This window comes from Roseixanthobacter pseudopolyaromaticivorans (assembly GCF_043195145.2).
GTDB lineage: Bacteria > Pseudomonadota > Alphaproteobacteria > Rhizobiales > Xanthobacteraceae > NCEH01.
In genome coordinates this window covers 3,149,092-3,166,569 of sequence record NZ_CM195539.1, presented here as the reverse complement: position 1 = coordinate 3,166,569, position 17,478 = coordinate 3,149,092, and the positions used below count along the sequence as shown (strand labels likewise).

17 protein-coding genes and 1 riboswitch are annotated in these 17,478 nt (G+C 66.7%); of the genes, 8 read left to right on the top strand and 9 right to left on the bottom strand.

Annotation, left to right across the window (positions count from 1 at the left end; all coding sequences use genetic code 11):
- Positions 1-44: 44 nt before the first annotated feature.
- The 3 genes from amaB to V5F68_RS15135 all read right to left on the bottom strand — a co-directional run bounded on the left by amaB (position 45) and on the right by V5F68_RS15135 (position 2,778).
- Positions 45-1,571, bottom strand: a complete 1,527-nt coding sequence (amaB, locus tag V5F68_RS15145) for an L-piperidine-6-carboxylate dehydrogenase (RefSeq protein ID WP_394013355.1) — start codon at positions 1,569-1,571, stop codon at positions 45-47.
- A 77-nt stretch (positions 1,572-1,648) separates the two neighbouring features.
- Positions 1,649-2,092, bottom strand: a complete 444-nt coding sequence (locus V5F68_RS15140; protein WP_394013354.1) for an NUDIX domain-containing protein — start codon at positions 2,090-2,092, stop codon at positions 1,649-1,651.
- A gap of 80 nt (positions 2,093-2,172) precedes the next feature.
- Positions 2,173-2,778, bottom strand: a complete 606-nt coding sequence (locus V5F68_RS15135) for a glutathione S-transferase family protein (RefSeq protein ID WP_394013353.1) — start codon at positions 2,776-2,778, stop codon at positions 2,173-2,175.
- Positions 2,779-3,037: 259 nt separating this feature from the next.
- Positions 3,038-3,137: riboswitch (TPP riboswitch) on the top strand.
- Between V5F68_RS15135 and thiO the strand changes: the two genes are divergently transcribed.
- The 4 genes from thiO (at position 3,126) to V5F68_RS15115 (ending at position 6,075) form a co-directional block, all read left to right on the top strand.
- A complete protein-coding gene (gene thiO / locus V5F68_RS15130; protein ID WP_394013352.1) occupies positions 3,126-4,322 on the top strand; it encodes a glycine oxidase ThiO in 1,197 nt (398 codons plus the stop codon). It overlaps the preceding riboswitch by 12 nt.
- 2 nt (positions 4,323-4,324) lie before the next feature.
- A complete protein-coding gene (thiS, locus tag V5F68_RS15125) occupies positions 4,325-4,549 on the top strand; it encodes a sulfur carrier protein ThiS (protein ID WP_348847369.1) in 225 nt (74 codons plus the stop codon).
- Positions 4,550-4,605: 56 nt separating this feature from the next.
- The gene (locus V5F68_RS15120; protein WP_394013351.1) at positions 4,606-5,409 is read left to right on the top strand and encodes a thiazole synthase; all 804 of its coding nucleotides are present in this window, start codon (positions 4,606-4,608) and stop codon (positions 5,407-5,409) included.
- Positions 5,410-5,442: 33 nt separating this feature from the next.
- Positions 5,443-6,075 (top strand): thiamine phosphate synthase, encoded by a 633-nt coding sequence (locus tag V5F68_RS15115; protein ID WP_394013350.1) that lies wholly within the window; start codon positions 5,443-5,445, stop codon positions 6,073-6,075.
- Between the two features lie 111 nt (positions 6,076-6,186).
- On the opposite strand, the gene V5F68_RS15110 is transcribed toward V5F68_RS15115, so the two are convergent.
- Positions 6,187-7,530 carry a sigma-54-dependent transcriptional regulator gene (locus V5F68_RS15110; protein WP_394013349.1) on the bottom strand — a complete coding sequence of 448 codons (1,344 nt, stop codon included), beginning with the start codon at positions 7,528-7,530 and terminating at the stop codon, positions 6,187-6,189.
- Positions 7,530-9,371: a sensor histidine kinase gene (locus tag V5F68_RS15105; RefSeq protein ID WP_394013348.1), complete on the bottom strand. Its 1,842-nt coding sequence runs from the start codon at positions 9,369-9,371 to the stop codon at positions 7,530-7,532. Before V5F68_RS15105 ends, V5F68_RS15110 begins: the two co-directional genes overlap by 1 nt.
- A 271-nt stretch (positions 9,372-9,642) precedes the next feature.
- Here V5F68_RS15105 and V5F68_RS15100 point away from each other — a divergent pair, with 271 nt between their 5' ends.
- Positions 9,643-10,995, top strand: coding sequence for a dicarboxylate/amino acid:cation symporter (locus V5F68_RS15100; RefSeq protein ID WP_394013347.1), 1,353 nt, complete (start codon positions 9,643-9,645; stop codon positions 10,993-10,995).
- A gap of 125 nt (positions 10,996-11,120) precedes the next feature.
- On the opposite strand, the gene V5F68_RS15095 is transcribed toward V5F68_RS15100, so the two are convergent.
- From V5F68_RS15095 to uvrC, 4 genes are all read right to left on the bottom strand, one after another.
- Positions 11,121-11,606 (bottom strand): molybdenum cofactor biosynthesis protein MoaE, encoded by a 486-nt coding sequence (locus tag V5F68_RS15095; protein ID WP_394013346.1) that lies wholly within the window; start codon positions 11,604-11,606, stop codon positions 11,121-11,123.
- Positions 11,607-11,610: 4 nt separating this feature from the next.
- Positions 11,611-11,862, bottom strand: a complete 252-nt coding sequence (gene moaD / locus V5F68_RS15090; RefSeq protein WP_394013345.1) for a molybdopterin converting factor subunit 1 — start codon at positions 11,860-11,862, stop codon at positions 11,611-11,613.
- A complete protein-coding gene (pgsA, locus tag V5F68_RS15085; protein WP_348847360.1) occupies positions 11,859-12,497 on the bottom strand; it encodes a CDP-diacylglycerol--glycerol-3-phosphate 3-phosphatidyltransferase in 639 nt (212 codons plus the stop codon). The genes moaD and pgsA overlap by 4 nt, the downstream gene beginning before the upstream one ends.
- Before the next feature lie 88 nt (positions 12,498-12,585).
- Positions 12,586-14,643: an excinuclease ABC subunit UvrC gene (uvrC, locus tag V5F68_RS15080; RefSeq protein WP_394013490.1), complete on the bottom strand. Its 2,058-nt coding sequence runs from the start codon at positions 14,641-14,643 to the stop codon at positions 12,586-12,588.
- Positions 14,644-14,889: 246 nt separating this feature from the next.
- Between uvrC and V5F68_RS15075 the strand changes: the two genes are divergently transcribed.
- The 3 genes from V5F68_RS15075 to V5F68_RS15065 all read left to right on the top strand — a co-directional run bounded on the left by V5F68_RS15075 (position 14,890) and on the right by V5F68_RS15065 (position 17,244).
- Positions 14,890-15,501 (top strand): outer membrane protein, encoded by a 612-nt coding sequence (locus V5F68_RS15075; RefSeq protein ID WP_394013344.1) that lies wholly within the window; start codon positions 14,890-14,892, stop codon positions 15,499-15,501.
- Between the two features lie 206 nt (positions 15,502-15,707).
- Positions 15,708-16,406 (top strand): outer membrane protein, encoded by a 699-nt coding sequence (locus V5F68_RS15070; RefSeq protein WP_394013343.1) that lies wholly within the window; start codon positions 15,708-15,710, stop codon positions 16,404-16,406.
- A gap of 202 nt (positions 16,407-16,608) precedes the next feature.
- Positions 16,609-17,244 carry an outer membrane protein gene (locus tag V5F68_RS15065; protein ID WP_394013342.1) on the top strand — a complete coding sequence of 212 codons (636 nt, stop codon included), beginning with the start codon at positions 16,609-16,611 and terminating at the stop codon, positions 17,242-17,244.
- Positions 17,245-17,478 lie beyond the last annotated feature (234 nt).

Here is a 17,478-nt window from a genome sequence, read left to right as displayed (position 1 = left end):
TTTATGCCTTACAAGAAAGGGTTCGGCCCGTGCGGCGCGCGGCCCTAGCCCAGATCGAAGCTCACCCCCTGGGCGAGGGGCAAGCGGGTGCCGTAATTGATGGTGTTGGTGGCCCGGCGCATATAGGCCTTCCAGCTGTCCGAGCCGGCCTCGCGCCCGCCGCCGGTCTCCTTCTCGCCGCCGAACGCCCCGCCGATCTCGGCGCCCGAGGGGCCGATATTCACGTTGGCGATGCCGCAGTCCGATCCGGCGGCGGAGAGGAAGCGCTCGGCCTCGCGCAAGTCGGTGGTGAAGATGGAGGACGCAAGGCCCTGCGGCACGTCGTTCTGAAGGGCGATCGCTTGGTCCAGAGACGTGTAGCGCAGCACATAGAGGATGGGCGCGAAGGTTTCCGTCCGCACGATGGCGCTCTGGCTGGGCATCTCAACCAAAGCCGGCCGCACATAGGCGCCGCCCGCAAGGCCAGCCGGCCGCACGCTCTCCCCGCCGCTCACCTTGCCCCCTTCGGCGCGGGCCGAATCCAGTGCGCGGGTCATAGCCAGCGCCGCTGCCTCATCTATGAGCGGGCCGACGAGCGTTGCCGGATCGCGCGGATCGCCCACGCGCACCGATCCATAGGCGGCCTTGAGGCGGGCAATCAGAGCGTCATAAACGCTCTCGTGCACGATCAGCCGCCGCAGGCTGGTGCAGCGCTGGCCGGCGGTGCCCATGGCGGCAAACGCCACTGCGCGCACCGTCAGGTCGATGTCGGCGGAAGGGCAGACGATGGCGGCATTGTTGCCGCCGAGTTCCAGGATCGCGCGCGCGAACCGCGCGGCAAGGCGCGGCGCGACCGCGCGGCCCATGGCGGTGGAGCCGGTGGCCGAGACCACGGGCACGCGCGGATCGTCCACCAGCGCTTCGCCCATCTCGCGCCCGCCGATCAGCAAAGTGGAGAGGCTGGCCGGCGCCTCCCCGAAGCGTTCCGCCGCGCGCTGGAAAATGGCCTGGACCGCGAGCGCGGTCAGCGGCGTCTTTTCCGAGGGCTTCCACACCACGGCGTTGCCGCACACCAACGCCAGCGCGGCGTTCCAGGACCAGACGGCGACGGGAAAATTGAACGCCGAGATAACGCCCACGACGCCCGCCGGATGCCAGGTTTCCATCATGCGATGGTCGGGGCGCTCGGTGGTGATGGTGAGGCCGTGCAATTGGCGCGACAGGCCGGTGGCGAAGTCGCAGATGTCGATCATCTCCTGCACTTCGCCCAGCCCTTCGGAGAGAACCTTGCCCGCCTCCAGGGTCACCAGCCGGCCGAGATCGTCCTTGGCGGCGCGCAATTCCTCGCCCAGCAGGCGCACCAGCTCGCCGCGGCGGGGCGCGGGCACGGAGCGCCAGGTGAGAAAGGCCGCGTGGGCCGCGCCGATTGCTGCCGTCGCGTCGGGCGTTTCATGCAGGGCGGCGACCTGCTCGCCCGTGATCGGCGAATGCGTCGCCAGCGTGCCGCCGGCGCGCGCTGCGGGCGCAACGCCGAGGCGATCGAGCAGGGCGGCGATTTCGGCGGCGGGGGAGGGGGTGGAGGTCACTTCCATGAGAAAGCTCCCGAATGAGACAGGCAGCGAACGGTAGGCGAGGGCGATGGACCGCGCGCTCGGGGAATGATGCGCGCCTACCAGCGCGGGTCCGGCGGGTGCCCGCCTTCGATCTCGGCGAGGCGGCGCAGCGTGCTGGCGGTGACATCCGCCGGCAAAGCGTCGCGCGGGAAAAAGCGCACCTCGCGAATCTCCAGATTGGGGCCGGGCAGGGCCTCGAACGAAAAGCGCGGCACGAGATAGCAGGCCACATGATCGCGCCCGCCGACGCGGGGATTGAAGAACAGGCCATGAAGCACCAACGGACCTTCGGCGGTGACCGCCGCTTCTTCCATCAGTTCGCGCCGGGCCGCCTCTTCCGTGGTTTCGCCCACATCCACGCCGCCGCCGGGAAAATGCCAGCCGGGCGTATAGGAATGGCGCACCAGAAGTACGCCGCGCGCCTCGTCCATGACGATGGTGCGCACACCGAGAGTGAGGCCGTGGCGCACGCGCCGGATGAGCGGAAGCAAGGGAAGCATGGCCGCCTTATAGCGCGTCCGCGCGGCGCTGGCAGCGGGCGCTTGCGCCCGCACGCCGGCAAACGACGCTTGCGCCACCCTCAGGTGGCCAGGGCCTCCGCTTCGATGGCGTTAGCCCGCTGGAATGCCGGCCGCGCCTCGCAGCGCGCCACATAATCCGTAAACACCGGCCGGGGTTCGATCACCTTCAGAAGCGTCAGCCCGTACCAGACATTGCTGCCCACCATCACGTCGGCTGCGGTGAACTGTTCCCCCAGCAGATAAGGCCCGGGCGTGAGCGCCGCTTCCAGCACATCCATCACCCGCTCGAAGCTGCCCCAGCCGGCGGCCCGGCTCGGCAGATTCACACCTGCGAGCTTTTGGGTGAAGGCCGCTTCCATGCAGGCGGCATCCCAAAACAGCCATTGCAGATAGCGGCCCCGGCGCGGATCGCTGATCGCGGGGGCAAGGTGCGCTTCCGGAGATTTGTCGGCGATATAGAGGCAGATGGCGCCGCTCTCGGCGATCCGCGCGTCGCCATCCTCCAGCGCCGGCACCTTCATCATGGGGTTGATGGCGCGAAATTCCGGGGAGGCGATAAAGGGACCATCGAGCGGCACCAGCTCGCGCTCATAGGGCAGCCCTGCCTCCTCGAACAACCACAAAGCGCGGAAAGCGCGGGTGTGGGGTGCCCAATACAGCTTCATCGCGGTGCTCCCGGTCACTTATCTCAAAAGGAACATAACAAGAACATTTTCGCGAGTCGAGGTCTCTGGCGCCATCCTATCTGCCGATCCACACGCCTCCATGCGTGGGGATCAGCCGCCCCATGCTTTGCGCCCAGGCCCGGCAATTGCGGCTGGACCGCGAAAAAGCTATGGGACGAAACGCCTTGCATCGGTTCGTGACGGTTCGATGCGAATTTTTGAGTTTTCCTTGCCGCTGGGGCGCAGAGCGGTGATACTATCAGACGGCCTGGGGTGCCGCGCGTCACGCGCGGCTGAGATCATACCCATCGAACCTGTCTGGGTCATTCCAGCGTAGGGAGGAGCCGATGAGCACCCGCTTATCGTCCCAGAATAGTGTTTCTTCGCAAGTTGAGCCGGCCCGCAGCGACGCTGCCGGCCTGCGCGTCGCCATCGTTGGCGCAGGCGTCATCGGGCTCGCCATCGGCTGGCGTCTCGCCCAGGCGGGCTGCAAGGTCGAGCTGTTCGATGCCGGCCTTGCCGGCTCCGGCGCCAGCCATGCCGCCGCCGGCATGCTCGCCGCCTGTGCGGAAGCCGAGCCCGGCGAAGAGGGTTTGCTGACCCTCAACCGCGCGAGCCAGACCTTGTGGCCGGCCTTCGCGGCGGATCTGGAAGCGGCCAGTGGCATGGATGTGGGCCTGCGCGAGGAGGGCACGCTCGTCGTCGCGCTCACCGCAGACGACGCCGCCAAGCTGCGCCACCAGCACGCCTTTCAAAAGAGCCTCGGGTTGCCGGTGGAATGGCTGACCGCCGCCGAGGCGCGCCGCAAGGAACCGCATCTCGCCACTAAACTGGCCGGCGCCCTCTGGTGCCCGCAGGATCACCAGGCGGACAACCGGCAAACCGCGGCGGCGCTGAAGGTCGCGGCGCTGAAGGCCGGTGCGGTGCTGCATGAACATGCCAAGGTGGAGCGGGTGGAAACCCGCGATGGCCGGGCAAGCGGCGTCGTGGTCGATGGCGTTCTGCATCCCGCCGATACCGTGATCCTGGCGGCCGGCGCCTGGTCGCGCGGGGTCACCATCGCCCCGGCGGCGCCCTTGCCGGTGCGCCCCATCAAGGGGCAGATGCTGGCCCTGCGCATGGACCCCGCAGCGCCTTTGCTGACCCATGTGCTGTGGGGACCGGGCACCTATATGGTGCCGCGCAAGGACGGGCGGCTCATCATCGGCGCCACGGTGGAGGAGAAGGGCTTCGACACCGACATCACCGCCGGCGGCCAGCTGGCGCTGCTCACCCATGCGTGGCGCTGCGTGCCGACCATCGAGGAACTGACCATCATCGAGCAATGGGTGGGCTTCCGCCCCGGCAGTCGCGACGATGCGCCGATTCTCGGCGCGAGCGAGGTGGCGGGGCTGATCTATGCCACCGGCCATCACCGCAACGGCATCCTGCTGCTGCCGGTGACCACGTCCACCATCTGCGCGCTGGTGCTGGACGGCCACACGGACCCGCTCATCGCCCCCTTCGGGGCGGAGCGTTTCGCGCCGCGCGCGGCGGCGGAGTGAGGATGATGGAAACCGAAACCGTGCTCGACCTCCAGGTGAACGGCGCGCGGGAGAGCCTCCCCGTCGCGACCATCGCCGCGCTTCTCGACCACAAGGGCGTGGATGCGGCCCGCAAGGGCATCGCCGTGGCCTTGAACGGCGCCGTTCTGCCGCGCGCGCGCTGGGCCGAGCACAGGCTCGCCTCCGGCGATGCGGTTGAAATCATCCAGGCCAAGCAGGGCGGCTGATCCGCCGCGAGACACAGGCTAGCGCCCGCCATTCGGCGCGGGCAAAGAGAATGACCATGAATGCTTCCGTCAATGCCGCCGCCACCTTCAACGCCGACCCGCTGGTGATCGCCGGGCGCAGCTTCAATTCGCGCCTGTTCCTGGGCACGGCGGGCTATCCGAACCAGAAGGTGTTCCTCGATGCGCTCGCCGCCTCGGGCGCGGAGATGGCCACCGCCTCGATCCGCCGCATCAGCCTTGCAAGCTATGAGGAGAGCCTGACCGACCTGCTCTCGGGCCGCGTCCACATCCTGCCCAACACGGCCGGCTGCCAGACCGCGAAGGACGCGGTGCTGACCGCCGAACTGGCGCGCGAGGCGCTGGAGACCAATTGGGTGAAGCTGGAAGTGATCGGCGATCGCGAGTTGCTCTATCCCAATGTGGAAGAGCTGCTGAAGGCGACCGAGGATCTGGTCCATCGCGGCTTCGTCGTGCTGCCCTATTGCAACGATGATCCCGTCACCTGCCAGAAGCTGGCGGACCTCGGCGCCGCGACCGTGATGCCGCTCGGCTCCATGATCGGCACCGGGCTCGGCATAGCCAACCCCCACATGATCGAGCTGATCTGCGCCCGCTCCCCGGTTCCGGTGGTGCTGGACGCCGGCATCGGCACGGCCTCGGACGCGGCGCTGGCCATGGAGCTCGGTTGCGCGGCGGTGCTGCTCAATACGGCGGTCTCCAAGGCGCACGATCCGGTGCGGATGGCCGCCGCGTTCCGCCACGCGGTGGATGGCGGACGGCTCGCCCGGCTGTCGGGGCGTATCCCCAAGAAGCTGCATGCGGAAGCCTCAAGCCCGGAATTCGGCCTCGTCGGCACCTGAGGGCCTGGGCTAGGCTGCGGCGGGGAGAGATCCATGCTGCCGCAGCCGCCCATCCTGCTGATCACCGACCGCTCGCAGGCGCGCGCGCCGCTGCCCGAGGTGGTGGCGGCGGCGCTGGAAGGCGGCTGCCGCTGGATCAGCGTGCGCGAAAAGGATTTGCCGCAAGCCGAACAGATCGCGCTCGCCCGCGCCCTGCTGTCGCTCGCCTTTGCCTTCGGCGGGCGAGTCACGTTGCATGGGGCGTTCGACCTTGCGGTGGAAGCGGGGGTGGACGGTGTCCATCTGCCGGCGGGCTCGGATGTCGGCCAAGCGCGATCGCGCCTGGGGCCCGGCGCGCTCATCGGCCTGTCCACCCACACGCTGGCCGAGGTGGCGGGGGCCGACGCAAGGCGCCTCGATTACCTCATCGCGAGCCCCGCCTTCGAAACGCGCTCCAAGCCGGGTTACGGGCCGGCGCTGGGGGAGGCGGGCCTGCGGGAGCGGGTTGCCGTGACATCGGTGCCCGTTCTTGCCCTCGGCGGCATCGAGCCGGAAACGATCGCCCCTTGCCGGGTGGCGGGTGTGGCGGGGATCGCCGTCATGGGCGCGGTGATGCGCGCCGCGGACCCCGCCCACGAGATGCGCGCCCTGTGCCGGGCCTGGGCGCTCGGCGAGGGCCAAAGCTGATAACCCCGGTTTAAACGGCCGCATTCGTTTTGCCGAAGCCGCCAGGCGCGCCGGGGATCTGGCGCGGCGTGCGCCTCGCCGCGAAGGCGCTTCCTCTCCCGCGCACAGGCGTTATTGCGCCACCGGCCGCCCGGTCCGATAGGCCGCCTGATCGATGCCGTGGCGGCGCAGCTTGTCGTAGAAGGTCTTGCGGGGGATGCCGAGCGCCTTCACCACCGCCTGCACGTCGCCGCCGTTTTCAGCCAGGGCGGTGCGGATTTCGGCGGCCTCGAAGGCCTCCATGCGCTCCGGCAAGGGCGCACGGTTGCCCGAACCTGGCGCCGGCGGTGGGTTTGCGACGAGGCCGAGGGCGACGCGCTCGGCATAATGCACCAGCTCGCGCACGTTGCCCGGCCAGTCGTGCGTATCGAGGTGGCGGCGCACGCTTTCGCCGATCTGTACCGGCTCGCGCTGGAAGCGGGCGCAGGCGAGCGCGAGGAAATGACCGAACAGCAGCGCCACGTCCGCACGCCGCTCCCGCAGCGGCGGAATATGCAAGGTCGCCACATGCAGACGGTAATAGAGGTCCTCCCGGAACGCCCCCTGCCGCACCAGGGCCTGGAGATTGACCTTGGCCGCGGCGACCACGCGGATGTCCACGCGGCGCACTTCATTGGTACCGAGCGGGGTGATCTCGCGCGCTTCCAGGACGCGCAGCAGCTTGACCTGGAGCGCTGGCGACATGGCCTCGATCTCGTCCAGGAACAGCGTGCCGCCGTGGGCATGCTCGATCCGGCCCACGCGCTTCTTCATGGCGCCGGTGAAGGCGCCGGCCTCGTGGCCGAAGAGTTCGCTCTCGATCACGCTTTCCGGCAGCGCGCCGCAATTCACCACCACCAGCGGACGGTTGGCGCGCCGGCTCAGGCGGTGGAGGGCATTGGCCACCACCTCCTTGCCGCTCCCGGTCTCGCCTTCCACCAGCACATCCACATCGGCGTCCGCGAGCTGGCGCAACGTCTGCCGCAGGCGCGCCATGGCAGCAGTCTCGCCGAGCAGGGGCAGGTCCTCGCTGGCCGCTTCCGCGCGCCGCCGCAGGTCGCGGTTCTCCAGCACCAAGCGGCGCTTTTCCCCCGCGTGCCGCACCGCGCCGAGCAGGCGGTCACCCGAATAGGGCTTGGCGAGAAAATCATAGGCACCCTCGCGCATGGCATCGACCGCCATGGCGATGTCGCCGTGGCCGGTGATGAGGATCACCGGCAGGTCCGGATCGATCTTGCGCAGGCGGCGAAACAGCTCCAGCCCATCCATTCCGGGCATGCGCACATCGCTCACCACCACGCCGGGAAACCCGGCGTCGATGGCCTCCAGCGCCGCCGCGCCGGAGGCAAAAGGCGCCACCGAGAGGCCGGCCAGCATCAGCGCCTGGACGTTGGCGGCGCGCAGGATGTCGTCGTCGTCGATGAAGGCCACGTCCATCAGGGCGCCCTTGGCAAGGTGAGGGTGAAGACCGCGCCGTGCCGGTTTTCGACGGCAAGGGTGCCGCCGAATTCGACAACGATGTCGTGCGAGATCACGAGGCCGAGGCCGAGGCCCTGCGCCTTGGTGGTGGTGAAAGGCATGAACAGCGCTTCCATCACGTTGGGCGGCAAGCCGGGGCCGTTGTCCGCGACTTCGATGCGCACTTGGTCGGCTCCGGCCTCGGCATGGATCCGGATGGTCCCGTCGGTCTGTCCGGCCAGCGCATCCAGCGCGTTTTGCAGCAGATTGACGAACACCTGTTCCAGGCGCACCCGCTCGGCGGTCACGCGAAGATCGTCCGCGTCGATGGCGACATCGATGCCGACCGCTTGCTGGGTGAGGCGGTGGCCCACCAGCAGCAGGGCGCCGTCGATGGCGGCGCGCAACGGCACCGGCTCCAGGCGGCCCTCCGCCTTGCGGGCGAACGCGCGCAATTCCCCCGTGATGGCGCCGATGCGGTCCGTAAGGGCGGCGATGGTGGAGAGATTGGCGCGGGCCGCGCTGGCATCGCCGCGATCCAGGAACACCGCCGAATTTTCCGCAAACGTGCGGATCGCCGCCACCGGCTGGTTCACCTCATGGGCCACCGAGGCCGCAATCTGACCGAGCACGGCCAGTTTGCTCGCCTGCACGAGGTCGTCCTTCAGCCCGTCGAGGGCGTTCTGGGTGCGCAGGCGCTCCTCCATCTCGGCATGCAGGCGGACGTTGGCATGGCTCAATTCATGGGTGCGCTCCGCGACGCGCTGTTCCAGGAGGCGTCGCGCGGCGGCCTGTCGCGCCGTATCCTCCAGGCGTCGGGTGCGGCGGGAGAAGGCGAGCGCCCCAAGGCCGAGCGCGAGCACCGCAACCAGCAGCGCGAGCACGCGCGCCGCCCCGGTGGCAAGGCTCACGGCGGCATTGGCCGGGGCGAGCACGTTCAGCGTCCAGCCGGTGGTCGGCACCTCGGCGGAGGCTTCCACGAACAGGCGCGGCTTGCGCTGGCCGGGAAGGGCGGCCTGCACCAGCCCCGCGACATCGGGATCTGGAACGATGGGCAGAAGGTCGAGCGTGGCATCGCCGAACTGGAGGCTCGCGCGCAATTCCTCCCGCCGCTCCGGCGCGATCGGCGCGATCGCCCGGAAGCGCCAATCCGGCACACTGCTGATGAGAACGATCGCCCGGTCGTCGGTGACGAAGGTCGGCTCCTCGAACTGGCGCCACTGGTCCTCGATGGCCTCGAACTCGGCCTTGACCACCAGCACGCCGAGCGGACCAGAGGGGCCGTCGATGCGCCGGGTCAGATAGAGGCCGGGTTGCCGGCTCACGGTGCCGAAGGCGAAATGTTCGGCGGTTCCATCTGCCATCGCCGTGCGAAAATAGGGCCGAAAAGCATAATTAGAGCCCACGAAACTCGCCGAAGTTCCCGCATTGCTGGCGGCGATGGTCAGGCCGGTGACGTCGAGCAGATAGATCGCGCCCGTCCGCGTGCCCGCCGCAAGCCCGGCGAATTTGACGTCGAGCGCGGAAAGGCGTGCGGGATCGGGGTCTTCCAGGGTCGCCCGCACGTCCGGATCCTGGGCGAGCACGACCGGCAAGGTGCGTTGCTTCTCGATCTCGCTGCGGATCACCGCAACCCGCAGAAGCGCCGCCGCATCGGCATCGGTGCGCAATTGCGACAGCGCCCACTGCGTCCCGACATAGGCCGCGAGCCGATCGAGGGCGACCAAAGCGAGCAGCACCAGCGCCAGCGCCGCGAGCCGGCGCACCGCGCGGTCACCGGCCACCGACCGCCACGCCGCGAAGTGCGCAAGGACCGCCATCGCCTCTCCTTCGTGTGCGGATTTCCGCACTAATCTAAGGTCAAGTGTGCATCAATCCGCACTTGAAGTCGAGCGTGGTTCCGACAGCGAGAGACAATGGCCTTTTGCATCAATGGCTTGGTTTGGCCCCCCCCAGCGTGCATGGGGCTGGCATGCGTCTTGCGCAGGGCTTCCGGCGGCGTGGATGAGCGCCGGGCCCCTAACACGCCATCAAGGTTCCAGACGCCGCCCGCGGAATGAGGCGCCGATGGTCAATGCGAGAGGAAGCAACATGCAACCCGTCCCCGCCACGCCGGCTCCGGCCGTGCACCGCAAATTCTATCGCCACCTCTATTTCCAGGTGCTGCTCGCGATTGCCGCCGGCATCTTGCTCGGACATTTCTATCCGAGCCTCGCGACCGACCTGAAGCCGCTGGGCGATGCCTTCATCAAGCTGGTGAAGATGATCATCGCGCCCGTGATCTTCCTCACCGTGGTCACCGGCATCGCCGGCATGCGCGACCTCGGCAAGGTGGGCCGGGTGGCGGGCAAGGCGATGATTTATTTCCTCACCTTTTCGACCCTGGCGCTGGTGATCGGCCTTGTGGTGGGCAATGTGATCCAGCCCGGCGCCGGCCTGCACATCAATCCCGCGAGCCTCGATCCCAAGGCCGTCGCCGACTACGCCAACAAGGCGCACGACCAGAGCATCGTCGGCTTCCTGATGGCGATCATTCCGAACACGCCGATCAGCGCGCTGGCGTCGGGTGATATTCTCCAGGTGCTGTTCTTTGCAGTGCTGTTCGGCATCGCGCTGGCCGCCATCGGCGATCGTGGCAACCCGGTAATGACGGTGCTGAATTCGCTTTCGCAGGCCATGTTCCGCCTGGTGGCGATCCTCATGAAGACCGCCCCCATCGGCGCCTTCGGCGCCATGGCCTTCACCATCGGCAAGTACGGCATCGGCTCGGTGGCAAACCTCGCCATGCTGGTCGGCACGTTCTACCTGACCTCGTTCCTGTTCGTGTTCATCGTGCTGGGTGCGGTGGCGCGCTACAATGGCTTCTCCATTCTCGCCTTGCTGCGCTACATCAAGGAAGAATTGCTGCTGGTGCTGGGCACCTCTTCTTCCGAGGCGGCGCTTCCGAGCCTGATGGAAAAGATGGAGCGCGCCGGCTGCGCCAAGTCGGTCGTGGGCCTCGTGATCCCCACCGGCTATTCGTTCAACCTCGACGGCACCAACATCTATATGACGCTGGCGGCCCTGTTCATCGCGCAGGCCACGGGCATCGACCTCAGCCTGACGGACCAGGTGATCCTCCTGCTGGTGGCCATGCTCAGCTCGAAGGGCGCGGCGGGCATCACGGGCGCGGGCTTCATCACCCTGGCTGCGACGCTCTCCGTCGTGCCGGCGGTGCCGGTGGCCGGAATGGCGCTGATCCTCGGCATCGACCGCTTCATGTCGGAGTGTCGCGCCATCACCAACTTCATCGGCAATGCGGTGGCGACCATCGTCGTGGCGCGTTGGGAGGGCGAACTCAATGCGGATCAGCTCGCCCGTGCGCTCGCCGGCCAGGTCGATCCCGACACCTTGCTGGACCGTCCGGTGGTGCTGGACGACGACGCGGTGCGCACCGCAGCCTGAAATACGAATGGCCGGAGGCATGCCTCCGGCCATTCCACTTGCAACACGCGACAGGCCTAATCGCTCGGAACCGTTACGGAGGGCCGGAGCGATCTTTTCGCTCTCGGGGCGCGTCGCCTGAATCGCTATTTCCAGCGTTCGGCGGCATCGTCGTCGGTGCTCTTGGCTTCGATCCAATCGCCAGAACCCGCGCGATCCTCCTTCTTCCAGAAGGGGGCGCTGGTCTTCAGCCAGTCCATGAGGAATTCGGCGGCCGCAAAAGCGGCGCCGCGATGGGGCGAGGCCGTGACCACGAGCACGATGGGATCGCCCGGCACCAGCCGGCCGTGGCGGTGAACGATACGCGCGCCGAGCAGCGGCCAGCGCTGGCGGGCTTCCTCGATCAGGCGGCCCATCTCCTCTTCCGCCATGCCTGGATAATGCTCCAGCGTCAGCGCGGTGAGGGCGGTTCCGTCCGTCGCGAGATCGGCGCGGCAGAGGCCAGCGAACGTGACGACCGCTCCGATGTCCACCCGGCCGCGCGTCATCGCCTCGGCCTCGGCGGCAGCGTCGAACGGCTCGGCCTGCACGCGCACGCCGAAAGGATCGGCAAGGGAAGCGGCAGCGGTCATGGGATCAGCCACCCGTCATCGGCGGGAAGAATGCAATTTCCCGCGCCCCGGCCAGCACGGCGTCACCCTTCACATGGCGCCGATCGATGGCGGCGCGCACCACCGCAGGATTTGAGAAGGCATGAGCATGCGCGGCATCGCGCGTCGCCAGCCAATGGGCAAGGTCGGATACGGTGGCCACTTCCGGGGGCAGCTGGATGTCTTCTTCGGCGACGCCCACACGCTCCCGCAGCCAGGCGAAATAGAGGATCTTCACCGGTCATCCTCCACCAGATGCCGCGCGCCGGCGCGGAAATAATCATAGCCCGTATATAAGGTGAGCACGGCGGAGACCCAGAGCAGACTCAGGCCAACAAACGTGACGCCGGGAATCACCAAATCGCCGGCCGGGCCGGCCAGCAGAAAGCCGACCGCGACGAGCTGCAGCGTCGTCTTCCATTTGGCGAGGCGCGAGACCGGCACGCTGACATGAAGCTCCGCCAGGAATTCGCGCAGGCCGCTGACCAGGATTTCCCGGCACAGAATGACGATCGCCGCCCAGAGCGACCAGCCGCGGATGGTGCCATCGGAAGCAAGGACCAGCAGGCTGGTGGAGACCAGCAGCTTGTCCGCGATGGGATCGAGCATGCGGCCGATGGCCGATTGCTGGGACCAGGCGCGGGCGAGATAGCCGTCGAAGAAATCGGTCACGGCCGCCGCGATGAACAGTCCCAGCGCCACCCATCGCAGCCAGATGCCGCCGTGCAGGATATCCGACCAGAACATGCAGCCGGCCACCAGAGGCACCGCCGCGCACCGGGAATAGGTGAGAATGTTCGGCAGCGACAGGACAAGCCCGCGCTCCTTGCTGGTGCGGGGCCGCGCGCTGGATCTGGTTTGGGCCTCGGCCATGTGGATGCGGCTCGTTCTTGGTTCGGGTGGGTGGCACCATGCCCCGGAATGCAGGCGGGGTCGAGGCGGGTCCAAGCCGGTGCGCGTGTCAGCGCCCCGGCTGGCTATGGAAATAGCCGTATATGGCCTGTGCGGTCGAGGCGTTGATTCCGGGGACCTGCTCAAGATCCGCGAGCGAGGCCCGCTCGATGGCCTTGAGCGTCCCGAAATGCCGCAACAACGCGCGCTTACGGGTGGGGCCGACACCGGGAATGGCCTGAAGCCCGGCGTCCGTAATGTCCTTCTTGCGGCGTGCGCGATGCGAGCCGATGGCGAAGCGGTGCGCTTCGTCGCGCAGGCGCTGGACGAAATACAGCACAGGGTCGCGCGGTTCCAGGCGGAACGGCTGGCGGCCGGGGATGAAGAATTGTTCGCGCCCCGCTTCCCGATCAAGTCCCTTCGCGATGCCGACCAGGGGCACGTCGGTGATGCCCAATTCCTCCAGAATCGCGCGCGCCGCGTTCAGCTGGCCGAGGCCGCCGTCGATGAACACGAGGTCCGGCCAAGGGGAGACCGCATCGGCCTCGTCGGGCAGGACGGGACCGGCCTCTTCCAGGTCGTTGGCGGGAAGCGCCACGGGCGGTCGTGCCTCATCGATCTCGGTGGAAGGCAGCGCGGGGACCGGCGGCGCGTCCTCCCCCGAAGAGGCTACGATACCGCCCTCGCGCGGCGATTCCTTCACCAGGCGGGCGAAGCGGCGGCGCAGCACCTCGCGCATCATGCCGAAATCGTCGCCGGGGGTGATGTCGGCCGATTTGATGTTGAACTTGCGATACTGGCTTTTGCGGAAGCCTTCCGGTCCCGCCACGATCATGCCGCCCACCGCGTTGGTGCCCATGATGTGGGAATTGTCATAGACCTCGATGCGCTGCGGTGGCCCCTTGAGGGCGAAGGCTTCCTGCACGCCCTCCAGCAGGCGCGCCTGGGTCGCGGTCTCCGCCAGCTTGCGGCCGAGCGCCTCGCGGGCGTTCTGCAGGGCATGGCTGACCAGATCGAGTTTCTCGCCCCTGCGGGGCGTGGCGATTTCGACCTTGAAACCGGACTTCTGCGTGAGCGCCTCGGCGATCAGCGCCTGTTCCTCGACCTCGTGGCTCAGCAGGATCAGGCGCGGGCAGGGCTTGTCTTCATAGAATTGGGCGATGAACGCGCCGAGCACTTCGCGCTCATCCAGCGATTTGTCGGCGCGCGGATAATAGGCGCGGTTGCCCCAGTTCTGGCCGGTGCGGAAGAAGAACACTTCGATGCAGGTGGCGCCGCCCTGCTGGTGGCAGGCGAACACATCCGCCTCTTCCACCGAGCGCGGATTGATGCCCTGGCTACCCTGGACCGCCGAAAGCGCGGCGAGGCGGTCGCGCAGGCGCGCGGCGCGTTCGAATTCCAGGGCCTCGGAGGCCGTTTCCATCTCGCGCGCAAGTTCTTCCTTCACCGCCCGCGACCGGCCGGTGAGAAAAGCCCGCGCTTCGCGGACCAGCTCTGCATAATCGGAATGGCTCACCTCTCCAGTGCAGGGGCCGGAGCAGCGCTTGATCTGGAACAGCAGGCAGGGGCGAGTGCGATTCTCATAATAGCTGTCGGAGCACGAGCGCAGCAGGAACGCGCGCTGCAGGGCATTGATGGTGCGATCCACCGCCCACACACTGGCGAACGGGCCATAATAATCCCCCGGCCGGCTCCGCGCGCCGCGATGCTTCAGGATTTGCGGGGCCGGGTGATCCGCCGTGATGAGAATGTAAGGAAAGGATTTATCGTCGCGCAACAGCACGTTAAAGCGCGGCTTCAACTGCTTGACGAGGTTTGCCTCCAGCAGCAGCGCTTCGGATTCCGTGCGGGTGGAGACGAATTCCATGGAGACCGTCGCCGCGATCATGCGCGCGATGCGGTTGGTATGGCCGACCAGACGGGTATAGCTCAGCACCCGCTTCTTGATGCTCTTGGCCTTGCCGACATAAAGCACCGTCCCGTCCGCTGCGATCATGCGGTAGACGCCGGGGCCTGAGGGCGCATGCTTCACCGCTCGCGCGATCGCCTCGCGCCCCGTGGCGAGGGTGCCGGGGGCGACCTCCTCTTCGGTCTGAGAATCCAGCACCAGCGCGGCTTCGTCGTCCATATCCTGGGGGTCGAAGCTATCGTCGGGCTGGTCGAGCGGCGGGCGGGCAATCATGGCTGCAACGTAGGGATTCGCCGCCGCCGGGGCCAGGGGGCCTGTGGGCGCGACGGGTCGATTTACCCTTTATTCACCGTGAGTCGGTAATGCGTGAGGTAACACGGGGTGTTGGCCAGACTTCATTTGCCATTTCCGACTTATGCCTTTTGCAGGACGCGGCTTCGGCCGTGTCATCAGGAGGAATGTAGGATGAGCAGAGGTTGGTTGGCCGCCGCCGCCGCCGCGTGCGTCAGCCTGACGGCACCCGCAGGCGCCGCCGACATGGCGCAGTACGGCAGTTATGGCTATGCAGCACCGGTCGCGCCATTGTCCTGGACCGGATTCTATATCGGCGCGAACGCGGGATATGGATGGGGAACCGCCGCGTCTCAGAGCCCCGATGGATTCATCGGCGGCCTGCAGGGCGGGTACAATTTTCAATTCGCCGGGTCGCCTTTCGTGGCCGGCATCGAAGCCGACTTCGACTGGTCCGGCATCAGCGCCGGTGCATTTAACGTCGATTACCTTGGAACCGTAAGGGCTCGGCTGGGTTTCGCATTCGACCGGGTGATGGCCTACGCGACAGCGGGCTTCGCTTACGGCCAGGGGCAGTTTGAGGTCGCGGGACTGAGTAATTCACAGTCACATTCTGGCTGGACGATCGGAGCGGGTGCAGAATTCGCTCTCGATCGTAACTGGAGTGCCCGTGCGGAATATCTTTACGTCGATCTTGGTAGTTCTACTTACTCGTCACTGATCGGGCCGGCCTCGATCGGGTATGACGGTAATGTTCTGCGTGCAGGCGTGAACTATCGTTTCTAAAATCTTAAGCTGGGAAATTAGAACCATATTGGCGGGAAGCTTGGGTTTGCTGCCTCTTGATCGCCAATTGTGTTCTGATGTAGTCTCCTGGTCACAATGTCGCCCCGTTTTCTTGGGGCGGTGTTGCTCCAGGGTGACAGACGGGACGGTGGACTCGCTGTAAGGTCCGCTCATTCTGGTTTCGCATCGTAATGAAGGGTGTAACAATGTTGAAGCGCGCTCTCGCCGGGGTCTCTGCCCTGGCCCTCCTCGGCGGCGCCGCCTCTGCGGCCGACCTCGCCACCAAGTATCCCGTCAAGGCCGTGGCCGTCGTCCCGGTCTTCTCCTGGACCGGCTTCTACCTCGGTGGCAACGTCGGCTGGGGCTGGGCGAGCAATTCGTTCAACGTCTCGCCGTTCTATGGCGCGCCGTATTCCAACTACAGCGGTGGCGATGCCAACGGCTTCCTCGGTGGTGGTCAGATCGGCTACAACTACCAGTTCGCCAACAACATCGTTCTCGGTGTTGAGGCTGACGCCCAGTGGGGTTCGATCTCCAACAGCAGCCTGATCCTGAGCGGTCCGTTCATCGGCTCCAACGTTGAGCCCGAAATCAAGACCTTCGGCACGATCCGCGCTCGCGTCGGTTATGCCATGGATCGTTGGCTGCCCTACATCACCGGTGGTGCTGCTTGGGAGCGCGTGAGCTTCGGCAACTTCTACGGCGTCGACACCTCCACCACCAACTGGGGCTGGACCATCGGCGGCGGCGTGGAATACGCCTTCACCAACAACATCACTGCCAAGATCGAATACCTGTATGCCAACTTCCAGGGCAACACGTATTCCATCCCCTCGACCCTCGGTTCGATCAACACCGACCTGGACGTGAACACCGTCCGTCTCGGCGTGAACTACAAGTTCTGATCGCTAATCGGTTTCGGCTGATTTACGAGCCCCGGGCGCAAGCCCGGGGTTTTTTCGTTTAAGTGGCGATCAAATGCCGGCCTGACTTGCCGGTGCCACGGAGAGACCCTCTCCCTGCCACGGCTTCGCCTTCCACCGGCCATCTGCGGGCCCGTCTCCAGGCGGATGCTGCTCCCCGACGGTAAGTGTCGAGGTGCGTCTTATGAAATGGCTTCTTCTGTCTGGTGCGCTGCTGAGCACCGTGCTCACAGCCCCCGCGATGGCGGCCGATCTGAGCAGGCCCGCCCCCGCGCAGGCCCCGGTGGTCTCGGCGCCGCCTGTGTTTTCCTGGACCGGTTTCTATATCGGCGGCAACGCAGGCTACAGCTGGGGTAAGGGGAAGGATGCGGCCGATTTCTACGGCCTTGATCCCTCCGGTTGGTCCGCCGGCGGACAGGTCGGGTACAATTATCAATTCGTGAACAACGTGCTGGTGGGTGTCGAGGCCGATATCCAGGGCGGCGATATCTCCAGCGGCGCCTACGGACTCTCCAGCAAGCTCGACTATTTCGGCACGGTGCGCGCGCGCCTCGGCTACGCGTTCGACCGGGTCCTGCCCTACGTCACCGGCGGTCTTGCCTATGGCAAGAACACCATCACCGATTTCGGCTTCAGCGATTCCAATACCCATGTGGGCTGGACCGTCGGCGGTGGCCTGGAATATGCGCTGACCAACAATTGGACGGCACGGGCCGAGTATCTCTACACCGACCTCGGATCGAAGACGTATGACAATATCGGCGCTGATGCGGGCCTTACGTCCAGCACCACGCGGCTCGGTGTGAATTACAAATTCTGACCCGTCCGACCGCCGGACTATGCGAGGGGATGCGCGCCTGCGTATCCCCTTTTTCTCATTTCTAGGCCGCGCGTCGCCGCCCTCTTCAGCATTGCCTTACCGTAGCGATATTTGCCGCACCGCAGCATATCCGGTAATACGCCGACGCAATTGTTGAACGTCGCAGGGCCTCCATCGCGCCTGCATGGCTCGCGTCCGGCGCCCGTCCCGTGATACGAGCCGGACGAAGCGACA